Genomic DNA, 23,869 nt, shown 5'->3' on the forward strand with positions numbered 1-23,869 from the left:
AGAATTTCGTCGGACGCGCCGCGACCGATCGAGACGGGCGCGGTTCTAGGCTCTCCACCATGACCTACACGGTGCGTGCGGTACTTCTGTTCGCGGCGGTGGCAATGGTGGCAGGGGTAGCCGGTTGCGCCCGCTCCGTCGACGGCTCCCCCGAGACCGGCGCCGTCGCGGGGCCCGCGACCACATCCGCAACCACATCGGCTGTGACGACCGCCCCGAAGACCACCACCACCACGAGGTCCACGAGGTCCACAACGGGCACCACCACCGCAAGCGCACCCCCGTCGACGACCAAGACCACGACGAGCACCCCGACCCCGGCCGACCCGCAGGCGTTCGCCGGCGCCGCGGCGGGGAGTTACTACTTCACTACGCCGAGCACCAAGTTCCACTGCGCGATCCTGACGGGCGGCGACCTCCCGACCGCCGGCTGCCACGGCCCGATGCCGGCGTCGGCGCCGAAGGTCCCGGGCGCGGGTGCGTCCGGGACCGCGGTCACGCCCAACGCGATCGAGGTCACCGGCGGCCGCCCCGGTCAGTTCGCCAGTGCCGGCGACCCGCGGTTCTATCCCCTCGACGGATCGGCCGCCCCCGCACTGTCGTATGGACGTGCGTTGCAGGTGAACGACCTGACGTGTCTCGTCGACGAGGCCGCCGGGGTGACGTGCCGCAGCGACGCCGGTCACGGATTCACGCTCTCGGACAGCGCGTTCCGGGTGTGGTGAGCCGGTTCAGCCCAGTTCGTCCGAACGCCGTTCCATCAGTGTGCGCAGCAGCGTGTTCTCCTTCGAGGTGAAGCCGATCGACTCGATGTCTCCGATTCCACGCCCGATGCCCTTGCGGACGCCGTCGAGCATTCTGGTGACGGCGCGTTCGGGAACACCGAGCCTGCCCCCGCATTCGACGAAGTGCCTGCGGTTGAGTTTGTTCGCCTTGCCGTAGAAGTCGAGGGCCATCGGGTCGCGCCACCCGAGGTACGGCTGGGTGCAGAGGAGGTCGTAGGCGGGTGTGACGCTCCACAACCCCGATTCGGCGAGTTGTACCGAGAAGTTCTTGCCGTGCAGGTCGCCGTTGCCGATCGCGTACGAATAGGCCACCAGCCGAAGTAGTTCCAGGGTGGCGACGCGCGCCGATCCGCCGCCGCGCTCACACACGCCTGCGAGTGCGGTGATCACGTTCTCGGTCTTCAGCCGGTACTTGGCTGCGGGGAACATCCCCATCACCTGGCACGCATCCTCCTGCGGGGTGCGGATGACACGGCCGGACGCATCGACTCGCCGGTCGAAACGCGCGACGAGCAGGCCGGCATTGCCCTTGCCGTCGTGCACCAGTTGGTGGTCGGCGACGGGCAACCCGCACTGCGCGGCGAGTCCCATGAAGAAGTGCTCGTTCTCGACCAACTGCGGGTACCCCTGCGGGGGTGAGAGTTTGAGAATGGCCGGACCCTTCTCGGTCGCGATCGGTGTCGAGTACATCTGGGCCGACACCTTCGCCTGCACCCCGGGCAGCGAGGTGGGGTCCAGCTTCACGGCCTCGTGCCCCGACATGTGCTCGAACAGCGCCCGCAGGTCCTGTCGTTCGACCGCGTCGGGGTCGAACACGGGTGCTGTCTCGGGCGGCGGCACCCCGGCGGGCAGGACGCGCACGTCGCCGATCGTGTCGGCTCCGACCGCCATCAGGATCGTGAGGTGATCGTCCTCGGACGTCTTGGTGGCCGCGACCGCGCCCCGCAGCCGGATCCCCTCCGGGAGCAGACCCGCGAAGAACGGCGGGACGCTGCCCCCGCTGGCACGGACCTCGGCCGACGTGGTGGGGATCGTCCACGCGACCTGCGGGGCGCCGGGGTCCTGCAGGTAGGAGGGGTCGTAACGGAAGACGACGTCCCCTCCCTCCCGCACGAGAGTGCCCGCGAGGCGGTCACCCTTGTAGACGTCGGCCCGGTCGACGCCGCTGAGGTTCTCGACCATCAGACTGTCACCTCCACGCCCGCGCGAGTGACGAGCGCCAGGCGGCATCCCATGGCGTCTGCGACGGCGTCGACGAGATCCAGCTGGACTGTCCCGCGGCCCGATTCGATCGACTGCACACTCGACCTCGACACGCCGGCCAGGTCGGCGAGCTCGGCCTGCGTCAACCCGAGCTGGTGTCGCCGTGCCACGAATCCGTCGGAGATCCCGCCGGTCTCGGTTCGCTCGCGGCGGCGTGGGGTAGCCATGGCAGCCTCCTGATCATGTCAATGCTTGTCGTCGGATGCTTAACGCCAGTGTGCGCCGATTCTGCCCCGAAGTCCATGACTATGACTGCGAACGCAGGCTTAATGATGGAAGTCGATGAAAACAAGCGCGAACTCCCCTTTACGCCTGCGATCGCAAGCACAGGCAACGTCGCGGCACCCACCCCCTACCCTGGTTACATGCGCATAGGAGCACACGTCCGCCAGGACGAAGATCCGATCGGATACGGCGAACGGCTCGGCGCCGACGTCATTCAGATGTTCCTCACGGACCCGCAGAAATGGGAGAAGCCCCCGACGCATCCGCGGACCGACGAGATCCGCGACAGCCCCATCGACGTGGTCGTGCACTCGTCGTACGTGATCAACGTGGCCAGCCTCAACAACCGGCTCCGGATGCCCTCCCGCAACGCCGTCGCGCAGCAAGCCCAGGCCGCCGCCGACATCGGCGCGTTCGGACTGGTGGTCCACGGCGGGCACGTCCGCGACGGCGAGGACGTGAACGCGGGAATTATCAACTGGCGCAAACTGTTCGAACGCCAGGCCGACAAGGGCGGATTCCCCGTCCCCATCCTCATCGAGAACACCGCCGGCGGCGACTTCGCGATGGCGCGGCACTTCGACGCCATCGACCGGCTGTGGCAGGAGGTCGGCGATTTCGGCGCCGGCTTCTGCCTCGACACCTGCCACGCGTGGGCGGGCGGCGAGGATCTGGTGGGAGTCGTCGAACGCATCAAGGCCATCACCGGCCGCATCGACCTGGTGCACCTCAACAACTCCCGTGACGAGTTCGACTCGGCCCGCGACCGGCACGCCAACCTCGCCGACGGAACCATCGACCCCGAACTGCTCGCCGAGGTCGTGCGGACCGCCGGCGCACCCGTCGTCCTCGAGACGCCGGAGGAGGGGCTGTCCGAGGACCTCGTGTATCTGCGGGAGACCGTCGGTTAGTCGCCCAGCCGGCCGGTCAGCCTGCGGTACCGCTCCTCGCTGACCGGATTCAGGCCCTCCACGGTGACGTCGGTGCCGCGGCTCGCGTACTTCGTGGTGATGCCGTCGAGCGCGGCCACGGTGGAGGCGTCCCAGATGGTGGCGCCCGACAGATCGATGACCACGCGGCCGGGGTCGTCCGCGTAGTCGAACGAGAACACGAGGTCGTTGGACGAGGCGAAGAACAGCTGACCGCTCACCCGGTACGTCTTCACGTCGCCGTCGAGTTCGCCGCGCACGTCCACCATGTGCGCCACCCGGCGCGCGAACAGCACCATCGCGACGAGCACACCGACACCCACGCCGATCGCGAGATTGTCCGTGGCCAGGGTGCCCGCGACGGTGCTGAGCATCACCAGCGTCTCGCTCAGCGGCATCCGCCGGAGTGTGCGGACGCTGTGCCAGTCGAAGGTCGTGGCGGCCACCAGCACCATCACGGCGACGAGCGCCGCCATCGGAATGGTTCCCACCACGTCGCCGAGACCGACCACGAGAATCAGCAGAAACGCACCCGACAGGAACGTCGACAACCGGGTTCGCGCCCCACCGGTCTTGACGTTGATGATGGTCTGCCCGATCAGCGCGCACCCGCCCATGCCGCCGAAGAGCCCGGTCACGATGTTCGCGACGCCCTGCCCCCACGACTCACGCGTCTTGTCCGAATGCGTGTCGGTGACCGAGTCCACGAGTTTGGCGCTCATCAACGATTCGAGGAGTCCGACGACGGCCATCGCCAGCGCGAACGGCGCGATGATGCGCAGGGTGTCGACCGTGAGCGGAACGTCCGGCAACCCGATGAGAGTCGGCAGGCCGTCGGGCAGTTCGCCCTGATCCCCGACGGTCGGCACCGCGACACCGGCGAGGACGGTGAACGCGGTGAGTCCGACGATCACGAGCAGCGGCGCGGGCACGGCCGTGGTCAGCCGGGGAATCCACACGAGCAACGCGAGACCGGCGGCGAGGAGCGCGTACACCGCCCACGGCACGTTCGTCAGATACGGAAACTGGTGCACGAAGATGAGGATTCCCAGCGCATTGCAGAAGCCGACCATCACACTGCGGGGCAGGAACCGCATGAGCCGCGCCACGCCGAGGACGGCGAGGACGATCTGCATCGCACCGCCGAGGAAGACCGCCGCAATGAGGTACTGCAACCCGTGCGACGCCATGAGCGGGGCCAGCACCAGCGACACCGAACCGGTGGCCGCGGAGATCATCGCGGGACGGCCGCCGGTGAACGCGATGGTCATCGCCATGATCGCGGCGGTGAACAAGCCCACCCGCGGATCGACCCCCACGATGATGGAGAACGACAACGCCTCCGGGATGAGGGCCATCGCCACGACGAGCGCGGACAACGACTCGATACGAAACACTGTCGGATGCAGCCACACCGGCCGTCGGAGAGCGAGAGAGGGCACGGTGAGACAATCCTTCTTCCTGAACGGGACCCGAAGATCCTATCCGGGCGGCGTTCGACCAGTACGGTTAGCTGATCCGCCGACAGAGGAGGAACCCCGTGCGACCCACACTTCCGGCCGTCCTGATCACCGTCCTGACCGCGCTGTCGCTGGCGGGGTGTGGGAACTCCGACTCGGGGCCGGTCATCGACCAGGTTCGCGAGGCCGGCGTCCTGAAGGTCGGCACCGAGGGCACGTACACACCGTTCAGCTACCAGGGTCCCGACGGTCAGCTCACTGGGTACGACGTCGACGTCATCCGCGCGGTCGGCGACAAACTCGGCGTGTCCGTCGAGTTCACCCAGACCCCGTGGGACTCCATCTTCGCGGGGCTCGAGGCGAAACGCTACGACCTCGTCGCCAACCAGGTGACCGTCAACGACGAGCGCACCCAGAAGTACGACCTGTCGACGCCCTACACCTACTCCGAGGGTGTGATCGTCACCCGCGCCGACGACAACGCCATCACCTCGCTCGCCGACCTGAACGGCAAGACGACGGCGCAGTCCGCGACGAGCAACTGGGCGCAGGTGGCCAGGGACGCGGGCGCGAACGTCGAATCCGTCGAGGGCTTCGTGCAGGCCATCACGCTGCTCAAGGACGGCCGGGTGGACGCCACCGTCAACGACAATCTGGCCGTCGCCGAATACCAGAAGCAGACCGGCGACACCGGGGTGAAGGTCGCCGCCGAGACCGGGGACACGAGCGAGCAGGCGTTCGCGGCCCGCAAGGACAGCGGCCTGATACCCGACATCGACAAGGCCCTGGACGAACTGCGCGCCGACGGAACGCTCGCACAGATCTCGCAGAAGTACTTCGGCACCGACGTGTCGGCACCGACCAACTGAGAGCCTGCCCGTGGACGACGCAACGGTCCAGCTGATCCTGGACAACCTGTGGCCGATGCTGAAGGCCACGATCACCATGACGATTCCGCTGACGATCATCAGCTTCACCATCGGTCTGGTGATCGCGTTGCTGGTGGCGCTCGCCCGGATCTCGTCGATCAGACCGCTGTCGATGCTGGCCCGCTTCTACGTCTCCATCATCCGCGGCACCCCGCTGCTGGTGCAGTTGTTCATCGTGTTCTACGCGCTGCCGCAGTTCGGTGTGACGCTCGAACCGTTCCCGGCCGCGGTGATCGCGTTCAGCCTCAACGTCGGCGGCTACGCGGCCGAGGTGATCCGGGCGGCGATCCTGTCGATCCCCAAGGGACAGTGGGAAGCCGCGCAGACCATCGGCATGGGCTACACCACCACGCTGCAGCGGATCGTGCTGCCGCAGGCCACGCGGGTGGCCGTCCCGCCGCTGTCCAACACGCTGATCTCACTGGTGAAGGACACGTCGCTGGCGTCGACGATCCTGGTGACCGAGTTGCTGCGCGTCGCCCAGCTCGCGGCCGCACCGACGTTCGACTTCTTCGCCCTCTACGGCATCGCCGCGCTGTACTACTGGGTGATCTGTATCTTCTTGTCGGCCGTCCAGGTCCGGCTCGAAGCCCGACTCGACAGGTATGTGGCCCGATGACCGACACCCCTCCCCTGCTTCAGGTATCCGGCGTCGAGAAGTCGTTCGGCGACCATCACGTTCTGCGCGACATCAGCTTCGACGTCGGGGCGGGCACGGTGACCGTCATCATCGGACCGTCGGGCTCCGGCAAGACGACGGTGTTGCGGACCCTCAATGCCCTGGACGTGGCGGACCGCGGGGTGATCTCCATCGGTGACGAGTCGGTGGACTTCGGCGCCGAGGTGGGCCGGTCGGCGCTGGCCAGGTTCCGCGCGCAGAGCGGCATGGTGTTCCAGGCCCACAATCTGTTTCCGCACAAGACGGCGATCCAGAACGTCACCGAGGGCCCGATCGTGGTGCAGAAGCGGCCCAAGGCCGAGGCGCGTGCGGACGCGATGCGGTTGCTGACGCAGGTCGGTCTCGCGGAGAAGGCGGACCAGTACCCGTACGAGTTGTCGGGCGGTCAGCAGCAGAGGGTCGGTATCGCCCGGGCGCTCGCCCTGAAGCCGAAACTGATGCTGTTCGACGAGCCCACGTCCGCGCTCGACCCGGAACTGGTCGGCGAGGTGTTGCGGGTGATCCGGGATCTCGCGACCGAGGGCTGGACGATGGTGATCGTGACCCACGAGATCCGGTTCGCGCAGCAGGTGGCCGACCAGGTGCTGTTCGTCGACAACGGTGTCGTACTCGAACGCGGCACCCCGAAAGACGTACTCGTCAATCCGACCAGCCCGCGACTACGACAGTTCCTGCACCGGATCCTCGACCCGCTGTGAACGGTCAGCGCAGCGATTTCTCCATCAGCACGACGCTCGGCCACTCCACGTCGAAGTCCCGGCGACCCACCAGGAAGAATCCCTGCTCCTCGTAGTAGTCGCGGAGCCGGGCGTTGGTTTCGACGCATTCGATCCGCACGACGGACGCGTCCTCGGAGCGGGCGTGCTCGTCGACCCACCGCAGCAACTGGGCGCCCAGTCCGGCGCTGGCGTGCCTGCGGTCGGTCATGACCCGGGCGACGTAGGCGGCCGGAATGTCGTCCTCGAGCCACACGTCCGGATCGGATCGCAGCACCCGGAGCGCCCCCACCACGATCCCCGCGAACAGCGCGACCCGCCATTCCCCGAACTCGATCTGCTCACGCACGTCGGCGAGCGAGACCTCACCGCGGGCGGGCGGATCGATTTCCCTGGCCAGGAGCCAATCCTCTGCGTCCCAGTGCATCTGAACGATGTCTTCAGCCTGCTCGAGTTCTGCCCGCTCCACGGTGACCGCCATGCACACACAGTAACCATCCCGCTGCGAAAACAAACCACCGCTGTAGCCGTGTCTATCTGCGACGATGTGACTGGAGTTACAGTTACATCCTGGGACAGTTACCTCAGGGCGGTGGTAGCGATGAACCTGTTTCGTGCGGTGGTCCTGATGACACTGTCCACCTGCGCGGCCGCGTATGTGTGCACCCACCCTCCGCGCGCGGCCGCCCAGCCCCTCGGGCCCGAATCCATTCTCCCGTCCCCCATCCTGGACGACGACTTCTTCGTGTGGCCGCCGAACGTCGCGGAGTTCGCGGCCGGCGAGATCATCCGCTCACGGGAAGTGACGCTCCGGGCGGTGCCGAACCCGCTGGTGCCGCACCGGGCCCACCAGATCATGGTGCGTTCCAACGATTCCAAGGACCGCCCCGTGCCGGTGACCGCGACGGTGCTGGTGCCGACGGCGGAGTGGACCGCGCCGGGTCCGAGACCGGTGGTCGACTACAACATGCCCATCGACTCGCTGGGCGCCCGGTGCACACCGTCCTACAAGATGGTGCACGACTGGCAGACCCTCGACCTGGACATCCCACCGGTGCTCTCGCTCTTCCTCGCGAAGAACTACGCGGTGCTCGTGCCCGACCACCAGGGACCACGGATGGCGTACAGCGCGGGGCGGATGGCGGGTCATGCCGTGCTCGACAGCATCCGCGGCATGAGGCGGCTGCCCGGCCTCGGGCTCTCGGACAGCCCGGTTCTCGCGACCGGATACAGCGGTGGTGCGATCGCCACCGGCTGGGCGGCGCAACTGCAGCCGACGTACGCACCGGACGTGCAACTCGCCGGCGCCGCCGCGGGCGGGACCCCCGCCGATTTCGGGTTGCTCCGCAGGACGATGAACGGCCAACTCGGTTCGGGTGTGTACCTGTCCGCCGTCCTCGGGCTCGCCCGCGAATACCCGGAGATGCTGATGCTGGCGAATCCGCTCGGTGTGGTGCTGGCGACGTCGCCGCTGAAGGACCAGTGCATCCTGGCCCTCGCACCGGCCGGGGTCGCCTCGCTGCCCGCCGAACTGTTCGCCGCCGTCCCCGACCCGTTCGGCAATCCCACAGCCCGAACGGTGGTCGCCGAGAACAGGATGGGCGCGCTCACCCCGACCGCGCCGGTGCTGCTGTATCACGGGTCGTCGCGAGTGTTCCTCGGCGACGAGTGGATCCCGGAGGACGGGGTGATCACACTGCAGCAGGAGTGGTGCCGCGGCGGTGCCGACGTCACCTATGCCCCGCAGTTCGGCGAGCACCTCACCGCCGCCGTGTTCGCGTTGCCCGAGGTGGTGCGCTGGATCGACGACCGGCTGGCCGGAGTGCCTGCGCCCGCGGGGTGCCGCTGACGGCTACCCGTGCCCGTGCGGCAGCAGCAGATCGGCCTGCCCGACCCCGGCGACGCGTGCCTCGTCGAGCCACGTCGCGGTCTGCTCCCGCGCCCGCGTGATCAGTTCGTCGGCGTCGCCGAAATCGGCGGGACTCGTGTCCAGCGGGCACAGCGGGGGCACCACCCGGATGTCCGCGACGCTCTCGTACCGCTCGATGTCGAGGGCGAGCCGCTGATTGATCGCGAGCGTCACCCCGAGCAACCCCATGCCCAGCGCACTTCCGGGGACCTTCGACAGGGTGCAGGCATATCCGGTGGGCAGTACCCACACGGTCGTCGCCCCCAGTTCGATCGCATGGGAGATGGGGGTGTTGTTGACGACCCCGCCGTCCATCAGCGCCCGGCCGTCGATCACCACGGGTGGGAGGATGCCGGGCAGCGACGCGCTGGCGGTGACGGCGTCGACGGCAGGCCCCGTCGACAGCCGGACGTCCTTGCCGGTGAGCACGTCGACGGCGATGACGTGCAGCGGGATCGGCGCATCCTCCATCCGTTCGAACCGCAGATGCTGCGCCAGCAACTTCCTGATGGCGCGGTTGGAGACCAGGTGGTTGCGGAGCCCGACGAAACCGGTGAACCCGGTGAGCAATCCGGCGGGAAACACCGCGCTGCGGGTGAGACCGCGCCACAGGTCGGCCAGTTCGCGCAGGTCCGCGTCGGAGGAACCGCCGGCGAGCCAGGCGCCGTTGAGCGCACCGACGGACGTGCCGACGATGAGGTCCGGCCGAATTCCCCTGCCGATCAGGGTCTGCAGCATTCCGACCTCGATTGCCCCGAGGCTCGCCCCACCCGACAGAACGAAAGCTGTTGTCATGCCGCCACCGTAGCCGGTCAGCCCCGGCGGTACAGGCTCGCGATGTCGTCCGCGAAGCGCTCGGTCACCACGGGCCGCTTGATCTTCAGGGTGGCGGTCAGCTCCCCGCCGGCCTCCGTGAGGTCGCGGGCCAGCACGACGAACCGTTTGATCGACTCCGTGTGCGAGACGGTGGTGTTCGCGTCGTCCACGGCGTCCTGCAGGTCTCCGCGCAGTTCCTCGTCGTCACGCAGGTCCGCCACCGTGGCTTCGGACGGCTTGCCGTGCGCGGCCTTCCACTTGCCGAATTCCGGCGGATCCACGGTCAGCAGGGCCCCGATGAACGGGCGGCCGTCGCCCACCACCACCGCCTGCGAGACGAGGGGATGCGAGCGCAGCCGGTCCTCGAGCGGACCCGGTGACACGTTCTTGCCGCCGGCGGTGATCAGCAGATCCTTCTTCCGACCGGTGATGGTGAGATAGCCGCCCTCGTCCAGGTCGCCGAGGTCGCCGGTGCGAAACCAGCCGTCGTCCAGCACTTCCCGGGTGGCGTGTTCGTTGCGCCAGTAGCCGCCGAACACGACGCCGCCGCGCAGTTCGATCTCGCCGTCCTCGGCGATGCGCACACTGTTGCCGCCCAGCGGCTGACCGACCGTCCCGATCCGCTGGGCGCCGGGGACGTTGACGCAGTGCGCGGCCGTCGATTCGGTGAGTCCGTAGCCCTCGTAGACCGGAACCCCGATGCCGCGGAAGAAATGGCCGAGCCTGGGCATGAGCGCCCCGCCACCCGAGATCGCCCACCAGCAGTCGCCGCCCAGGGCGGCACGGAGTTTCGCGTAGACGAGTTTGTCGGCGACCGCGTGCTCGAGCCGGAGCCGCAGCGGCGCACCGCCGGTGTCCTGGGCCTCGCTGTACGCCACCGCCGTGGACTCGGCGAAGTCGAAGATCCGCTTCTGCAGGCCTCCACCCGACGCCGCCTTGCGCGCCGCGCCGTCCCGCACCTTCTCGAACACGCGGGGAACACCGAGGATGGTGTTGGGCCGGAAACGTTCGAATTCACCCGTGACCGTGCCGAAGTCGGACCAGTGCGCCTGCGTCGCCCCGCCTTCGAACATCGCCAGCGACACCGCCCGCGCCAGCACGTGCGCCAGCGGAAGGAACGTCAGCACGCGGTTGCCCGGCCGGGCGACGTCGCCGATCGGCGCCGCGAGCAGCGACCGCACCTCCGACAGGAAGTTCCGGTGGGTGAGGATGCAGCCCTTGGGACGACCCGTGGTGCCGGACGTGTACACGAGTGAGGCGAGATCGTTGGCGGTCAGCGCCACCACCCGCTTGAACACCTCGGAATCGTCGATCGACAACCCGTCCGTGATGAGCGTGCCCACCGCGTCCTCGTCGATGGTGAGGATGCGCTTCAGCGTGTAGGGGATGCCGTCACCCTCGAAACTCGACGCGTGGGCCGGGGTCTCCACGAGCGCGGCCACGGCCCCCGAATCCTCGATGATCCACCGGATCTGGTCGTGCGAGGAGGAGTCGTAGATCGGGACGGACGCCGCGCCCGCCGCCCAGATCGCGTAGTCGAGCAGCGACCATTCGAATCTGGTCGACGACAGCAGTGCCACCCGGTCGCCGGGGCGTACCCCGTTGGCGATCAGACCCTTCGCGACCCCGGTGACGAGTGCACCGAAGTCCTTGGCCGTCACGTCGACCCACCCGCCGGACTCCGGACGCGTGTACATCACCCGATCCGGGTAGCTCTCGGCGTGCGCGAACACCCGGAGCACGGCGTTCTCGTGGTCCGACACGGTGAACGTCGGGGCGCTGGTGTACTCACGCACGGGTGCCGTCTCCGATGCTGTCGTCTGCGTCGCCGCCCTGGCGGAACTTACGGAGGTGCCGGGCGAACGCGGCGATCTCGGCGTCCGACCACGAGGCCACCCGGTCGCGGACTTCCTCCACCCGGCGGGCGTCGGCGCCGGCCAGCACCGCGACGCCGCCGTCGGTGAGGCTCAACGGGTGACCGCTGCGCAGCGGTCCCGGTTCGGCGTGCACCCAGCCCTCGTCGATGCAGCCCCGGAGTTGACGCGACACGGTGGAGCGGTGCACGCCGAACGCGTCCGAGATCTGGGTGGCCCGGCAACCCGGATTGCGGGCGACGAAGGAGAGCAGCGAATGTTGAGCGAACGTCGGGGATCCGACGGGAGGGCGGTCACCGGCGACCAGTTGACGGACGAGGCGGACGAGTTCGTCATGGACGGCCACCACGCCCGACGCGGGCGTTTCCTCCGGCTCGACCTCGTTGTGTTGCACACCGCAACTATATCCGACCACCCTGGCGTCGACCACCCGCACCCCCGATTCCCGTTGTCCTTCGCTCGACTCACGTTCTGCCCATACTGCTACCGATGCGCCGGAAATTCATTCGGCCGCAAACGTCACACGGTCACAATTGGAGAACGCTTTTCGCGCACCGCTACCGGCCGGACAACGGCCGGCGCCGGAAAATCCGTTGCGGCCTGCGGCCCGGCCGATGCACTGTGTGCGAATGCTGATCAGACGCGAGAATGCAGGCGACGTCGACGCGGTGGCCGAGGTGCACCGGCAGGCTTTCGACGGCGACGCTCCCGTCGAAGTCGGACTCGTGACCCGGTTGCGGTCGAGCGACGACTGGATTCCGCAACTGGCCCTCGTCGCCGAAATCGACGGAACCGTCGTCGGCCACGTCTGCCTGACCCGCGCGACCGTCGACGCCACGGACGTACTCGCACTCGGCCCGATCGGCGTCCTCCCCGGTCTCCAGCGCGACGGGGTGGGTTCGGCGCTGATGCACGCCGTGCTCGGCGGCGCCGACGCCAGGGACGAACCGCTCGTCGCACTGCTCGGTCACCTCGACTACTACCCGCGGTTCGGCTTCGTCTCCGGAACGTCGGTCGGGATCGAGCCGGACCAGCCGTCGTGGTCGTCCCACTTCCAGGTACGCCGGCTCGCATGCTGGGATCCGTCCATCACCGGCACGTTCCGGTACGCCGCGCCCTTCTACGACCTGTGACGTCGAATCCGCTGGTAGTTTGAGGTGGAACATGTCACGGGGGTGAGCCGGAACCGAGGTAGGGAAACGATGGAGAACGCGGCCGACGGCGCCAGGGCAGGCGAGCCTGTGGATGCGTCCGTCACGACGACCATCGTCCGCCGGGTCCTCCGCGGCTGCGACGAGGAGTTCGCCGACTGGATTCAGACCGGGCTCGGACTCGCCCGTCTGTTCCCCGGATTCCTCGGCGGGGGGTGGCTCAAGGAGAGCAGCACCTCCGATGTCTGCGTGATCGTCCTGAAGTTCGAAACCCAAGCCGCACTCGACAACTGGTTGACGTCGTCGCTGAGGAACGGGTGGCTCAGGACCGGCGGCAACATCGCGGTCGAGGCGCCGAACGAGCCGGCGTCGAACGTGGAGAGCCTGTTCGAGCGTCCCCGGCTCTGACGAACCGCCGTCAGGCGGACTCCCCCGGGATCGGGGCCCCCGCCGGCATCCCCTCCCCCAGATAGGTCTGATAGAACGGCCGCCAGTCCGCGGACGCATCGCGACGGTGGCCTGGCGTGTCCGCCCCGTCGAGGTGCCGGTCGAGGTCGGCGAGACAGACACTCCACCCGGCGGCGTTCCTGGCCGCCGTGTTGCGGACCTCGAGAACATTCACGAGCGTCAGTGCGCACCCCTCCGCGGTCGGCTCGACCTCGAAGTGGATCTCGTCCCCGCCCCAGGTGAACGCCAGGGTGCACGGCGCGCCATACACCAGGACCGTCCCCGTCTCGGGGTCGCTGTGCGGGTCCGGGAAGAATTCGATGTCGCCGCCGGCGTAGGTGTCGAGCCGGACCCGAGACGGAAACCAGTGCGCGAGTTCGTCCGGCTCCGACACGGCCTCCCACAGCCTCTGCACGGCGAACGGGTACGTGCACCGGAACCGCACGGCGGGACGACCCTTGAACTCGAAATACCTTCCGTGGATCACCGGCCCACTCCTCGCTGTCGCACCTGACGACAGCTTGACACGCGAGACCGGCGTCCACACCGAAGTTGGCGGACAATTCCGCGCACCCTCCTCCCTTTCTGTCGGACAACTCCCCTACGGTGGCGGAGTGACGTCGCCTTGGTCGGAGGGACAGGTCGCATCGGTGGCGCCCGATGCCGGCTCGCTCGCTGCCGCCGCAAAGCTGTCGGCCGCGTGGACGCAGACGGGCGGCAACGGCGACGCACTGTGGGGACTGTGCCAGGGCAGCGGCAAGAGCCCCTACCGATCGGTCGTCGACCTCACCGGTCCGGCGTACCACTGCTCGTGCCCGAGCCGGAAGTTTCCGTGCAAGCACACGCTCGGGCTGCTGCTGATCTGGTCGCAGGGCCGGGTTCCGGAGCAGTCCGAACCGCCCGAGTTCGCGAACGACTGGCTGAGCCGGCGGGCCGGGCGGGCCGTGCCCGCGGCGGCCACGAGGACGACCGGTGCGAAGGCCACCGAACGCCGAGCGGAACGAGTGGCGGCGGGCCTCGACGAACTCGACCTGTGGCTCACCGACCAGATCCGGGGCGGGCTCGGCGCGGCCGACATCTCGGCGTCCGCGTTCGACGCCATCGCGGCCCGCATGGTCGACGCACAGGCGCCGGGCGTCGCGTCCGCCCTGCGCCGCCTTCCGATCGTCGTGGCCACCCGCGCCGACTGGCCGGACCGGTTGCTCCGCGAATACGCCAGGCTGCACCTTCTCGTCGTCGCCCATCGCCGCCTGAGCGAACTACCGGAACCGTTGCAGGCATCGGTGCGCTCGCACGTCGGCTACCCGGTGGCCACCGACAGCGTGCGCGCCGAGCCGGGAGTCCGCGACCGGTGGATGGTCCTGGGCATGCAGACCACCGAGGAGAAGCGCCTCTTCACCCGCAAGGTGTGGTTGCTCGGCCGCGACCACGGTCGGCGCGCGATCCTCCTGGACTTCGCGCACGGCTCCGCCAACTTCTCGACGGTGATCCCGCCGCTCGGATCGCTCGTCGACGCCACCCTGCACTTCTACCCCGGCGCCGCGCCCCTGCGCGCCCAGTTCGGCGACACCCACGAGCCGCCCGAACCGTTCACGACGGTCGCACCGAGCGACATCGACACCGCACTCGACGACTTCGCCGCCGCGGTCGGAGCCGACCCGTGGATCCGCTCGTGGCCCGCCCTGCTCACCGGAGTCACCCCGGCATACGACGACGGGAACTGGTTCGTCGTCGGCGGGCAGGGCCGCGCGCTGCCGCTGTCCGGCGAGGACCCGGTCCTGTGGCGGCTGCTCGGAATGTCCGGCGGCAGTCCCGTCACCGTGTTCGGGGAGTGGAACAGCGACTCCCTCGTTCCCGTGTCGGTGTTCGATCGCGGCGACGTGTACCCGCTCGTGGCCGCCGCGCCGTCGACCGCGGGGAGTCGGCGATGAGCGAACTCCTGTCCGCCGCACTGCTCGGCACGGCACGTTCCACTCCCTCGTTCGAGGGTCTGGCCACCGGCGAACTGGCGCAGTCGGTCGGTGGTGACCCGGCGGAGACCCTGCTGGGCGCCGCCGCGCTCGAGAACGCGTACCGCGACGGCGGAGTCGCCGCCTCCACCCGCGTGCTGCCCGCGCCCGCCGAGGACGATCCGCGGCTGCAGTTGCCGTCCGCGTCCGCCGCGCACCTGATGCAGTTGCTCGCCGCCAAATCGTGGACGCTCACCGAGTGGTTTGCGGTGGTCGCCGAGCGGGGATACCGCGCGCCCGATCATCTCGTCGCCGACCTGATGGCGGTGGCACGCACGAACGACACCCACCGCGAGAGCATCCTGCGATTGGCAGGCCCCCGCGGCCAGTGGCTCGCCGCCCAGAACCCGGACTGGTCGATGCTGGTCCGGCGGTCCGATCGCACCGACGTGTGGACGCACGGCGCGCACCTGGAACGGCTGCTCTGGCTCACGACGATGCGGGCGGTGAACCCGGCGATCGCGCTGGCCGAACTGCGTCGCACCTGGGATTCCGAACGGGGCGAGCACCGGGCGGCGTTCATCGCGGTCCTGGGCACGGGGCTCGGCGACGCCGACTCGGACCTGCTCGAGCGGGCACTCGACGACCGGCGGAAAGAGGTGCGGCAGCAGGCGGTCCAGTTGCTGCGGCAGCTGCCGAACTCCGCGTACGCCGAGCGGATGGCCGCCCGCGCCCGCGCGTGGGTGCGGGTGGAGAAGAAGCCGTTGCGCACCCGCCTCGTGGTGAACATGCCGGGTTCCCTGGACGATTCGGCCCGTCGCGACGGAATCGAGGACGTCCACTTCAAGAACAAGGGAATCCGCAGCTGGTGGTTGCGGATGGTGGTCACCGCCGCCCCCTTGCCGGTGTGGGAAGGCATGATCGGCTCGGCCTCCGGCGCGTGGGAGATCCGGATCGAAGACCAGTGGCGGGAGGTGATGATGGAGGCGTGGACCAACGCCACCGTGCTCCAGCGCAATCCGCGCTGGGCGTCCGCCCTGCTGCACCGTGAGGGACGGAAAACCGAACGTCGCGTGGTGCCGATCGTCCCCGCCCGCGAGCGGCTCGCCTACATTCTGTCGGGCCACGCCGACAGCTACCTGCTGGGCGTCGACGGCGCCGCACTGTTCGAGGGGCTCCCCCACCCGTGGCCGCTGGACCTCGCCGAACGGGTGATCGCCCGCCTCGAGGACGTGGCCGGGCGGCACGCCGAGACCGGCAAGGACCTCGGTCAGTTCTCCCGGCACAGCCACTATTCGACCCTCCGCAGCGCGGAGACACACTTCCCGTTCGCTGCGGCGCCGCTGCTCCGGGCGGCCGCCGAACGCACCCGTGACCCGGGCTGGCAGCAGGCGTTCGCCACTGTCGCCGCCAACATCGACCATCGCAGAACAGTCCTGAAGGAGTTCGAGTGACCGAGATCGCGGCCGGCCCGGCCGACCTGCTACGACCCCACGCCGAGCAGGCCTACGCCGACGAACTCGCCGCCCTCGCCGCGCAGGACACCCGGCCCCGGCCACCGTCGTGGAAGTTGTCGCCGTGGGCGGTCGTGACGTACCTGCTCGGCGGCGAACTCGACGACGGCACGGTCATCACCCCCAAGTACGTCGGTCCCCGGCGGCTGATCGAGGTAGCGGTCGCGACGCTCGCCACCGACCGCGCACTGCTTCTGCTCGGCGTGCCCGGAACCGCCAAGACGTGGGTGTCCGAACACCTGTCGGCTGCGGTGTCCGGCGAGTCGACCCTGCTCGTCCAGGGAACGTCGGGCACACCCGAGGAGGCCATCCGGTACGGCTGGAACTACGCGAGGCTCCTCGCCGAGGGTCCGACCGCGGGCGCACTCGTTCCGTCCCCGGTGATGACGGCCATGCAGGGTGGCCGTATCGCGCGCGTCGAGGAACTGACCCGCATTCCCGCCGACGTGCAGGACGCGCTCATCACCGTGCTGTCGGAGAAGACGCTGCCGATCCCCGAACTGGGCACCGAGGTGCAGGCCACCAAGGGTTTCAACCTGATCGCCACCGCCAACGACCGAGACCGCGGCGTCAACGACCTGTCCTCCGCGCTGCGCAGGCGTTTCAACACGGTCGTCCTGCCCCTGCCCGCCGACGAGGAGGACGAGGTCGCCATCGTCGCGCGGCGAGTCGAGCAACTCGGGTCCTCCCTGGAACTGCCGGCAGTCCCGGCGACGGACGACGAGATCCGGCGTGTGGTCACCGTGTTCCGGGAACTGCGGTCCGGCGCCACGAGCGACGGTCGCACCAAGCTGAAGTCGCCATCCGGAACGCTGTCGACGGCGGAGGCGATCTCCGTGGTCACCAACGGACTCGCCCTCGCCGCGCACTTCGGGGACGGGGTGCTCCGTCCCTCCGACGTCGCCGCAGGCATCCTCGGGTCCGTACTGAAGGACCCGGTGGCCGACCGGGTGGTGTGGACGGAATACCTCGAGGCCGTGGTCCGCGAACGGGAGGGCTGGGCCGACTTCTACCGGGCGTGCCGCGAGGTCACCGGGTGAGCACCGGGGCGATGAGCCCGCCGGCGGGCGACGTCCGAGTCTTCGGCATCCGCCACCACGGGCCCGGTTCCGCACGATCGGTGCGTCGCGCGCTCGACGAGTTCGTCCCCGACGCCGTCCTGATCGAAGGGCCCGCCGACGCCGATCCGCTGGTCGCGTTGACCGCGTCCGGCACCATGGAACCCCCGGTGGCGCTGCTCGCGTATGCCACCGGCGAACCCCGGACGGCGGCGTTCTGGCCGTTCGCCGTGTTCTCCCCGGAGTGGCAGGCGCTGTCGTGGGCGGCCGGACACGGCGTCGACGTGCGCTTCTGCGACCTTCCGGCCGCCAACACCCTCGCCGCCGACCGCGCCGAGTCCCGTTCCGAGGATCCACTGGCGGCGCTGGCCGCGGCGGCCGGCTACGACGACACCGAACGCTGGTGGGACGCCGTCATCGAATCCGGTTCGGGGGCCGACTCGTTCGACGCGATCACCGACGCCATGACCGCGCTGCGCGGCACCGTCGAACTCGACGAACCCACCAGCAGACGCGAGGCGTACATGCGCCAGACCCTGCGGAAGGTGATCAAGGGCGGTGCCGTGCGGATCGCGGTGGTGTGCGGCGCCTGGCACGCCCCGGCACTCGCCGGACCCCTCGGACCGGCCACCGCGGACGCGCGAATCCTCAAGGGAATCCCCAAGATCAAGACCTCGCTGACGTGGGTGCCGTGGACGCATTCGCGGCTGTCCACGGCGTCCGGATACGGCGCCGGCATCACCTCCCCCGGCTGGTATCACCACCTGTTCACCGCCCCGGACCGCACGATCACCCGGTGGCTCACGAAGGTCGCGCGGGTGCTGCGGGACGAGGACCTTCCCGTGTCGAGTGCACACGTCATCGAATCCGTCCGTCTCGCAGACACGTTGGCCGCGTTGCGGGCGCGGCCGCTGGCCGGACTCTCCGAGGTCACCGAAGCCACCCGCGCCGTGATGTGCGACGGGGACGACGTCCTGCTCGACCTGATCACGCGTCGCCTCGTCGTCGGCGAGGCCCTCGGCGCCGTCCCCGACGACACCCCGACCGTTCCGCTCGACGCCGACCTGCGTGCCCGGGCGAAGACCCTGCGCCTGAAGCAGCAGGCCACCGAGAAGACCATCGACCTCGACCTCCGCCGGGACAACGACGTCGCGCGGTCCCGGCTCCTGCACCGCCTGCAGATCCTCGGTGTCGACTGGGGCACCCCGGCCGACAGCGACGTCCGCGGCACCGGCACGTTCCGTGAGACGTGGTCGCTCACCTGGCAACCCGAACTGGCGGTGTCGATCATCGAGGCGTCGCTGTGGGGCACCACCGTCGAGGCCGCGGCGACGGCGAAGGTCCGTGAGGAGGCGGCGGCCGGCGACGTCTCCCTCGCCCGGCTCACCGGGCTGCTCGAGCAGGCGCTGCTGTCGGATCTCGGCGACGCCCTGGCCGAACTGTTGCGCGCGCTGGAGACCGCGGCCACGCTCGACCACGACGTCATGCACCTGATGGACGCGCTGCCCGCGCTGACCCGCACCCTGCGGTACGGCGACGTCCGCGGCACCGACGTCTCGTCCCTCACCCGCGTCACCGACAGCCTCCTCGTCCGTATCTGCGCGGGACTGCCGTCGGCGATGTCCGGTTTGGACGACGACAGTGCCCTCGACCTGCGCCGCGCCGTCGACGACGTCCACGCGGCGGTGATGTTGCGCGACGACGACCGTGCGTCGGCGCGGTGGCTCGGCACGCTCACCGGCCTCGTCGACCGCACCGACGTGAACGGCCTCGTGATCGGGCGCATGGTCCGACTACTCCGCGACGCGGGCGCCGTCAACGAAACCGAGGCCGCCACCCGGCTGTCGCGGGCGCTGTCCGTGGGCGCCGACCCGTCGGCCAAGGCCGGGTGGGTCGACGGCTTCCTCGGCGGCGGAGGGCTGCTGCTGGTCCACGACCGGCAACTGCTGCGACTGCTCGACGGGTGGGTGTCGGGGCTGCGCGAGCAGGATTTCGTCGACGTGCTGCCGCTGCTGCGGCGCACGTTCGGCAGCTTCGAGACCGGGGAACGCCGGGCCATCGGACAGTCCGTCGAGGGTGGCTCCACGGCCGAGACCCCCGCCGAGGTCGATGCCCGGCGCGGCACCGTCGCGATCCGCACCGTCGCCGACATCCTGGGGGTGACGTCGTGACCGAAGACGCGGAGCGGCTACGTCGGTGGCGACTCCTGCTCGGCAACGCCGCCGAGGAATCCACCGGCGGACTGGCGTCCAGGACGGACGCGGCGATGGACGGCGCACTGGCCGCGCTGTACGACACCAGCAGCGACGGGTCGAAAAGCCGCCGGCGCACTGCGGGTCTCGGCGGATCGGCACCGAAGGTCGCACGCTGGCTCGGCGACATCCGCACCTACTTCCCGAGCAGCGTCGTGCAGGTGATGCAGAAGGACGCCATCGACCGGCTCGGCCTCACCCAACTGCTCCTCGAACCCGAACTGCTCGACGCCGTCGAACCGGACGTCCACCTCGTCGGCACCCTCCTGAGCCTCAACCGGGTGATGCCCGAGACCAGCAAGGCCACCGCCCGGATGGTCGTCGAGAAGGTGGTCCGGGAGGTGGAGGACCGGATCGCGCAGAAGACCAGAACCGCCGTCACCGGTGCCCTCAACCGCTCCGCCCGAATCACCAATCCCCGGCACCGCGACATCGACTGGAATCGCACCATCCGCGCCAACCTCGCGCACTACCTGCCCGAGCACAAGACGGTGGTGCCGGAGCGGTTGCTCGGCTACGGCCGCCGATCGCAGGCCGTGCAGCGCGACGTCGTCCTCGCCATCGACCAGTCCGGCTCGATGGCGTCGAGCGTCGTGTTCGCGTCCGTGTTCGGCGCGGTGCTCGCGTCGATGCGCGCGCTGAAGACGTCGCTGGTCGTGTTCGACACGGCAGTCGTCGACCTCACCGACAAGCTGTCCGATCCCGTCGACGTGCTGTTCGGCACGCAACTCGGCGGCGGCACCGACATCAACCGGGCCATCGCCTACAGCCAGTCACTGATCGACAGGCCGGCGGAATCGTTGTTCGTGCTGATCTCCGACCTGTACGAGGGCGGGATCCGCGCGGAGATGCTCCGCCGGATGGCGGCGATGAAGAACGCGAGTGTCCAGGTGGTGGTGCTGCTCGCCCTGTCCGACGACGGCGCCCCGTCGTTCGATCACGACAACGCGGCGGCCCTCGGTGCGCTCGGCATTCCCGCGTTCGCCTGCACACCGGACACATTCCCGGAACTGCTGGCGCTCGCACTGGAACGCGGCGACATCGGCAGGTGGGCGGACGGGCTCCAGCAGGGGTGACGGCGGGGTCAGCCGGCAGCCATCCGGCGCTCGCTGTGCAGTTCGGGGTGTGCGTCGGCACGGATCCTGAGCAGGACCAGGCCGGACACCGACGCGACGATCAACGACGCGACCGTCCACGGGACGTGCAGTTCGGAGATCCCGACTCCCGCACCGACGAGTCCCACGACGAGCAGGCTCCACATGATCGCTTTGACTGGACCGGACCCCATGACAACGCTCCTTCACCGAGATACGTACATCCCCCGTGAGTTCTGATGTGCGCGCAGAACGTTAGCTGCGTCACACTGGGGTCCTCGTGCGACACGTCGAAAACGCTCTTTCCGATACCAATCCGAGACCTGCCCCCGTGAGTACTTGTTAACCGCCCGCGGTTAACAAGTACTCACGGGTGGGCTAGATGATGCTGACGGTGCCCTGGGTCGTCGCCGCCGCGAGCACGCGCAGGTGGTCGTCGGAGCCGCCGAGGGTGTGCTCGATGGCGGTCAGCCGGCTCACGTAGTGCCCGACCGGGTACTCGGCGGTCATGCCGATGCCGCCGTGCATCTGGATCGCTTCCTGCCCGATCGTCCGGGCCGACCGGCCGATCTGCAGTTTGGCGCGGGACGCGACCACCGGGTCCACGGTTCCGTCGGCCAGCGACATCGTGGCGTAGAGACTCATGCTGCGGGCCAGTTCCAGCAGCACGTACATGTCTGCCGCACGGTGGGTGAGTGTCTGGAACTTCGCGATCGGGACGCCGAACTGCTTGCGGGTCTTCAGGTACTCGGTCGTCAGCCGCAACGCCTCCTCCATCGCGCCGACGGCCTCCGCGCACAGTGCCGCCTGCGCCCGGATGTGTGCGCCCTCGATCGCCGCAGCCGCGTCGCCGCCCGCACCGAGCGGCTCGGCCGGGGTGCCGGACAGTTCCACCTGCGCGGCCCGCAGTCCGTCGTGGGTCGCGTAGGGGGTGCGGGTCAGGCCGGTGGCGTCGCCGTCGACGAGGAACAGTCCGACCCCGCCGTCCGGGAGTGTCGCGCTGACGACCAGCATGTTCGCGCCGCCACCGTGCGGAACAGGATTCTTCGTACCTGTCAGGGTCCACGCGTCGCCGTCCTTCGTCGCGGTCGTGGACACCCGGGCCGACGGCCAGCGCACGCCCGGTTCCCGATCGGCGAAGGCCAGCAGGAGGGTGCCCTCGGACACGTCCGGGAGAATCCGGCGACGCTGCTCCGTACTGCCGGCCGCAGCGATCAGACCGCCCGGCACGAGCACGGCGTCGAGGACCGGTTCGGGGGCGAGGCGGCGGCCTATCTCGGTCATCACCGATGCCACCTCGACGGGTCCGGCGCCCATTCCCCCGTCTTCCTCGTCGAAGCTCAGGCCGAGCAGCCCCACCTCGGCGAGTTGCTTCCAGACCTGCGGGCTCCACCCCTGCTCGGTATCGGTGACAGCGTTGCGCTTCTCCGCGTCGTAGCTGCGCCCCAGCAGTTCGCGGGTGGTGTCGCGCAGCAGTTTCTGTTCGTCGGTCAGGTCGAAGTCCATGTCACGCCCTCACAATCCGAGGATCGAGGAGGCGATGATGCTGCGCTGCACTTCGCTCGATCCGCTGTAGATGGAAACCTTGCGGTAGTTCAGATAGGTCGGTGCCGTCCGCTGCGCCCAGAGCGGTGAGGAGATGCCGTCACCGGCGGCGAAGGGTAGGGAGTCGGGGCCCGCGACGTCGGTCAGCAGTTCGAGTGTCGCCTGCTGCAGTTCGGACCCGCGCAGCTTCAGCAGCGACGACGCCGGGTTCGGCTTGCCGTCGGCCGAACTCGCGACGACCCGCAGCTGGGTGAGCTCGAGCGCGATGATCTCGTTCTCCAGTTCCGCGATGCGGGCGGCGAACAGCGGGTCGTCGAGCAGCGTCCCCTCGCCGACCGAGATCTCCGCGGCGCGCTTCTTCGCCTGCGCGAGCCGGACCTTGGAGAATCCCAGGCGGGTGACGCCGGCGCGCTCGTTGCCGAGCAGGAACTTGGCGTAGCTCCAGCCCTGGTTCTCCTCACCCACGAGATTCTCGGCGGGCACGCGCACGTCCTCGAAGAAGACCTCGTTGACCTCGTGGCCTCCGTCGATCAGCTTGATCGGGCGCACTGTGACGCCGGGCGTCTTCAGGTCGACGAGGATGAACGAGATGCCGGCCTGCTTCTTGGGGGCATCCGGGTTGGTGCGGGCGAGGACGAAGATCCAGTCTGCGTGCTGCGCGAGGGTGGTCCACGTCTTCTGGCCGTTGATCACGTAGTCGTCGCCGTCGCGGACGGCGCGGGTCTTCAGCGACGCGAGGTCGGAACCGGCCTCGGGCTCGGAAAATCCCTGGCACCACCAGATGTCGAGGTTGGCGGTCGCGGGAAGGAACTTCTCCTTCTGCTCCTGCGAACCGAACGCCGCGATGACGGGGCCCACCATGCTGGTGTTGAACGCGAGCGGCTCGGGCACCGACGCGAGCTGCAGCTCGTCGAGCCAGATGTGCTTCTGCACCGGCGTCCAGTCGCGGCCGCCCCACTCGACCGGCCAGTGCGGCGTCGCGAGCCCGTTGGCGTTCAGAATCCGCTGAGACTCGATGAAGCCTTCTTTCCCCACTTCTTCGCCCCGCGCATACCGCTCGCGGATCTCCGCCGGAATCTGTGTGGTGAAGAACGTTCGCATCTCGTCGCGGAACGCCAGCTCCTCGTCGGTCAGGGCCAGATTCATCGGAATTCCTTCGCACTCGAGGTCGGATTCATGTTCTGGTCCCGACGGTACCCCCACCTCCCGCGGGACACCACGACATCCCCAGTTGTAGTCACAATGACCACATCAGTGATACCGTTTCGTAGTCA

At 69.0% G+C, this 23,869-nt stretch carries 24 protein-coding genes; 13 read left to right on the forward strand and 11 right to left on the reverse strand.

Annotation, left to right across the window (positions count from 1 at the left end; genetic code table 11):
* The first annotated feature begins 59 nt into the window (after positions 1–59).
* Positions 60–725 (forward strand): hypothetical protein, encoded by a 666-nt coding sequence (locus JWS14_RS09660; RefSeq protein WP_206013027.1) that lies wholly within the window; start codon positions 60–62, stop codon positions 723–725.
* 6 nt (positions 726–731) lie between these two features.
* On the opposite strand, the gene JWS14_RS09665 is transcribed toward JWS14_RS09660, so the two are convergent.
* Both JWS14_RS09665 and JWS14_RS09670 read right to left on the reverse strand, forming a co-directional pair.
* Complete coding sequence (locus JWS14_RS09665; protein ID WP_206013028.1) at positions 732–1,967, reverse strand: type II toxin-antitoxin system HipA family toxin; 1,236 nt, start codon at positions 1,965–1,967, stop codon at positions 732–734.
* Entirely contained in the window at positions 1,967–2,215 is a 249-nt protein-coding gene (locus JWS14_RS09670; RefSeq protein ID WP_072940226.1) for a helix-turn-helix transcriptional regulator, read from the reverse strand. Before JWS14_RS09670 ends, JWS14_RS09665 begins: the two co-directional genes overlap by 1 nt.
* Positions 2,216–2,413: 198 nt before the next feature.
* On the opposite strand from JWS14_RS09670, the gene JWS14_RS09675 reads away from it, so the two are divergent.
* Complete coding sequence (locus JWS14_RS09675; RefSeq protein WP_206013029.1) at positions 2,414–3,184, forward strand: deoxyribonuclease IV; 771 nt, start codon at positions 2,414–2,416, stop codon at positions 3,182–3,184.
* Here JWS14_RS09675 and JWS14_RS09680 read toward each other — a convergent pair.
* Positions 3,181–4,644 carry a SulP family inorganic anion transporter gene (locus tag JWS14_RS09680; protein WP_072940220.1) on the reverse strand — a complete coding sequence of 488 codons (1,464 nt, stop codon included), beginning with the start codon at positions 4,642–4,644 and terminating at the stop codon, positions 3,181–3,183. The genes JWS14_RS09675 and JWS14_RS09680 overlap by 4 nt on opposite strands.
* Before the next feature lie 98 nt (positions 4,645–4,742).
* Between JWS14_RS09680 and JWS14_RS09685 the strand changes: the two genes are divergently transcribed.
* From JWS14_RS09685 to JWS14_RS09695, 3 genes are read left to right on the forward strand one after another with little or no spacing between them, the layout of a single operon-like run.
* A complete protein-coding gene (locus JWS14_RS09685) occupies positions 4,743–5,531 on the forward strand; it encodes an amino acid ABC transporter substrate-binding protein (RefSeq protein ID WP_206013030.1) in 789 nt (262 codons plus the stop codon).
* Between the two features lie 10 nt (positions 5,532–5,541).
* Positions 5,542–6,210, forward strand: coding sequence for an amino acid ABC transporter permease (locus JWS14_RS09690; protein WP_072940214.1), 669 nt, complete (start codon positions 5,542–5,544; stop codon positions 6,208–6,210).
* Complete coding sequence (locus tag JWS14_RS09695) at positions 6,207–6,968, forward strand: amino acid ABC transporter ATP-binding protein (protein ID WP_072940212.1); 762 nt, start codon at positions 6,207–6,209, stop codon at positions 6,966–6,968. The genes JWS14_RS09690 and JWS14_RS09695 overlap by 4 nt, the downstream gene beginning before the upstream one ends.
* Positions 6,969–6,972: 4 nt before the next feature.
* Here the strand turns inward: JWS14_RS09695 and JWS14_RS09700 are convergent, their stop codons facing one another.
* Positions 6,973–7,467, reverse strand: a complete 495-nt coding sequence (locus JWS14_RS09700; protein ID WP_072940209.1) for a GNAT family N-acetyltransferase — start codon at positions 7,465–7,467, stop codon at positions 6,973–6,975.
* A 120-nt stretch (positions 7,468–7,587) separates the two neighbouring features.
* Here JWS14_RS09700 and JWS14_RS09705 point away from each other — a divergent pair, with 120 nt between their 5' ends.
* Positions 7,588–8,835, forward strand: coding sequence for a lipase family protein (locus tag JWS14_RS09705; RefSeq protein WP_206013031.1), 1,248 nt, complete (start codon positions 7,588–7,590; stop codon positions 8,833–8,835).
* Between the two features lie 3 nt (positions 8,836–8,838).
* Here the strand turns inward: JWS14_RS09705 and JWS14_RS09710 are convergent, their stop codons facing one another.
* From JWS14_RS09710 to JWS14_RS09720, 3 genes are read right to left on the reverse strand one after another with little or no spacing between them, the layout of a single operon-like run.
* Entirely contained in the window at positions 8,839–9,690 is an 852-nt protein-coding gene (locus JWS14_RS09710; RefSeq protein WP_072940204.1) for a patatin-like phospholipase family protein, read from the reverse strand.
* 17 nt (positions 9,691–9,707) lie between these two features.
* Positions 9,708–11,507 (reverse strand): AMP-dependent synthetase/ligase, encoded by a 1,800-nt coding sequence (locus JWS14_RS09715; RefSeq protein ID WP_206013032.1) that lies wholly within the window; start codon positions 11,505–11,507, stop codon positions 9,708–9,710.
* Complete coding sequence (locus tag JWS14_RS09720; RefSeq protein ID WP_083395797.1) at positions 11,500–12,021, reverse strand: MarR family winged helix-turn-helix transcriptional regulator; 522 nt, start codon at positions 12,019–12,021, stop codon at positions 11,500–11,502. Before JWS14_RS09720 ends, JWS14_RS09715 begins: the two co-directional genes overlap by 8 nt.
* Before the next feature lie 193 nt (positions 12,022–12,214).
* Between JWS14_RS09720 and JWS14_RS09725 the strand changes: the two genes are divergently transcribed.
* Both JWS14_RS09725 and JWS14_RS09730 read left to right on the forward strand, forming a co-directional pair.
* A complete protein-coding gene (locus JWS14_RS09725) occupies positions 12,215–12,718 on the forward strand; it encodes a GNAT family N-acetyltransferase (RefSeq protein ID WP_095862599.1) in 504 nt (167 codons plus the stop codon).
* A 69-nt stretch (positions 12,719–12,787) separates the two neighbouring features.
* A complete protein-coding gene (locus JWS14_RS09730; protein ID WP_072940196.1) occupies positions 12,788–13,144 on the forward strand; it encodes an antibiotic biosynthesis monooxygenase in 357 nt (118 codons plus the stop codon).
* 10 nt (positions 13,145–13,154) lie between these two features.
* Here JWS14_RS09730 and JWS14_RS09735 read toward each other — a convergent pair whose 3' ends face one another.
* Positions 13,155–13,670: an SRPBCC family protein gene (locus tag JWS14_RS09735; RefSeq protein ID WP_206013033.1), complete on the reverse strand. Its 516-nt coding sequence runs from the start codon at positions 13,668–13,670 to the stop codon at positions 13,155–13,157.
* A 127-nt stretch (positions 13,671–13,797) separates the two neighbouring features.
* On the opposite strand from JWS14_RS09735, the gene JWS14_RS09740 reads away from it, so the two are divergent.
* Genes JWS14_RS09740 through JWS14_RS09760 form a run of 5 tightly spaced genes read left to right on the forward strand, consistent with a single transcriptional unit; the run spans position 13,798 to position 21,032 of the window.
* Positions 13,798–15,114 carry an SWIM zinc finger family protein gene (locus JWS14_RS09740; protein WP_206013034.1) on the forward strand — a complete coding sequence of 439 codons (1,317 nt, stop codon included), beginning with the start codon at positions 13,798–13,800 and terminating at the stop codon, positions 15,112–15,114.
* Positions 15,111–16,586, forward strand: coding sequence for a DUF5691 domain-containing protein (locus JWS14_RS09745; protein ID WP_206013035.1), 1,476 nt, complete (start codon positions 15,111–15,113; stop codon positions 16,584–16,586). Before JWS14_RS09740 ends, JWS14_RS09745 begins: the two co-directional genes overlap by 4 nt.
* Positions 16,583–17,686 carry an ATP-binding protein gene (locus JWS14_RS09750; RefSeq protein WP_072940182.1) on the forward strand — a complete coding sequence of 368 codons (1,104 nt, stop codon included), beginning with the start codon at positions 16,583–16,585 and terminating at the stop codon, positions 17,684–17,686. The genes JWS14_RS09745 and JWS14_RS09750 overlap by 4 nt, the downstream gene beginning before the upstream one ends.
* Positions 17,687–17,697: 11 nt before the next feature.
* Entirely contained in the window at positions 17,698–19,875 is a 2,178-nt protein-coding gene (locus tag JWS14_RS09755; protein WP_206015958.1) for a DUF5682 family protein, read from the forward strand.
* Positions 19,872–21,032 carry a VWA domain-containing protein gene (locus JWS14_RS09760; RefSeq protein ID WP_072940179.1) on the forward strand — a complete coding sequence of 387 codons (1,161 nt, stop codon included), beginning with the start codon at positions 19,872–19,874 and terminating at the stop codon, positions 21,030–21,032. Before JWS14_RS09755 ends, JWS14_RS09760 begins: the two co-directional genes overlap by 4 nt.
* Positions 21,033–21,040: 8 nt before the next feature.
* Here the strand turns inward: JWS14_RS09760 and JWS14_RS09765 are convergent, their stop codons facing one another.
* From JWS14_RS09765 to JWS14_RS09775, 3 genes are all read right to left on the reverse strand, one after another.
* Positions 21,041–21,244 carry a hypothetical protein gene (locus JWS14_RS09765; RefSeq protein WP_012688808.1) on the reverse strand — a complete coding sequence of 68 codons (204 nt, stop codon included), beginning with the start codon at positions 21,242–21,244 and terminating at the stop codon, positions 21,041–21,043.
* Positions 21,245–21,428: 184 nt separating this feature from the next.
* A complete protein-coding gene (locus JWS14_RS09770; protein ID WP_206013036.1) occupies positions 21,429–22,556 on the reverse strand; it encodes an acyl-CoA dehydrogenase family protein in 1,128 nt (375 codons plus the stop codon).
* A gap of 9 nt (positions 22,557–22,565) precedes the next feature.
* Entirely contained in the window at positions 22,566–23,741 is a 1,176-nt protein-coding gene (locus JWS14_RS09775) for an acyl-CoA dehydrogenase family protein (protein ID WP_206013037.1), read from the reverse strand.
* Positions 23,742–23,869 lie beyond the last annotated feature (128 nt).

Source organism: Rhodococcus koreensis, assembly GCF_017068375.1.
GTDB classification, from domain to species: domain Bacteria; phylum Actinomycetota; class Actinomycetes; order Mycobacteriales; family Mycobacteriaceae; genus Rhodococcus_F; species Rhodococcus_F koreensis.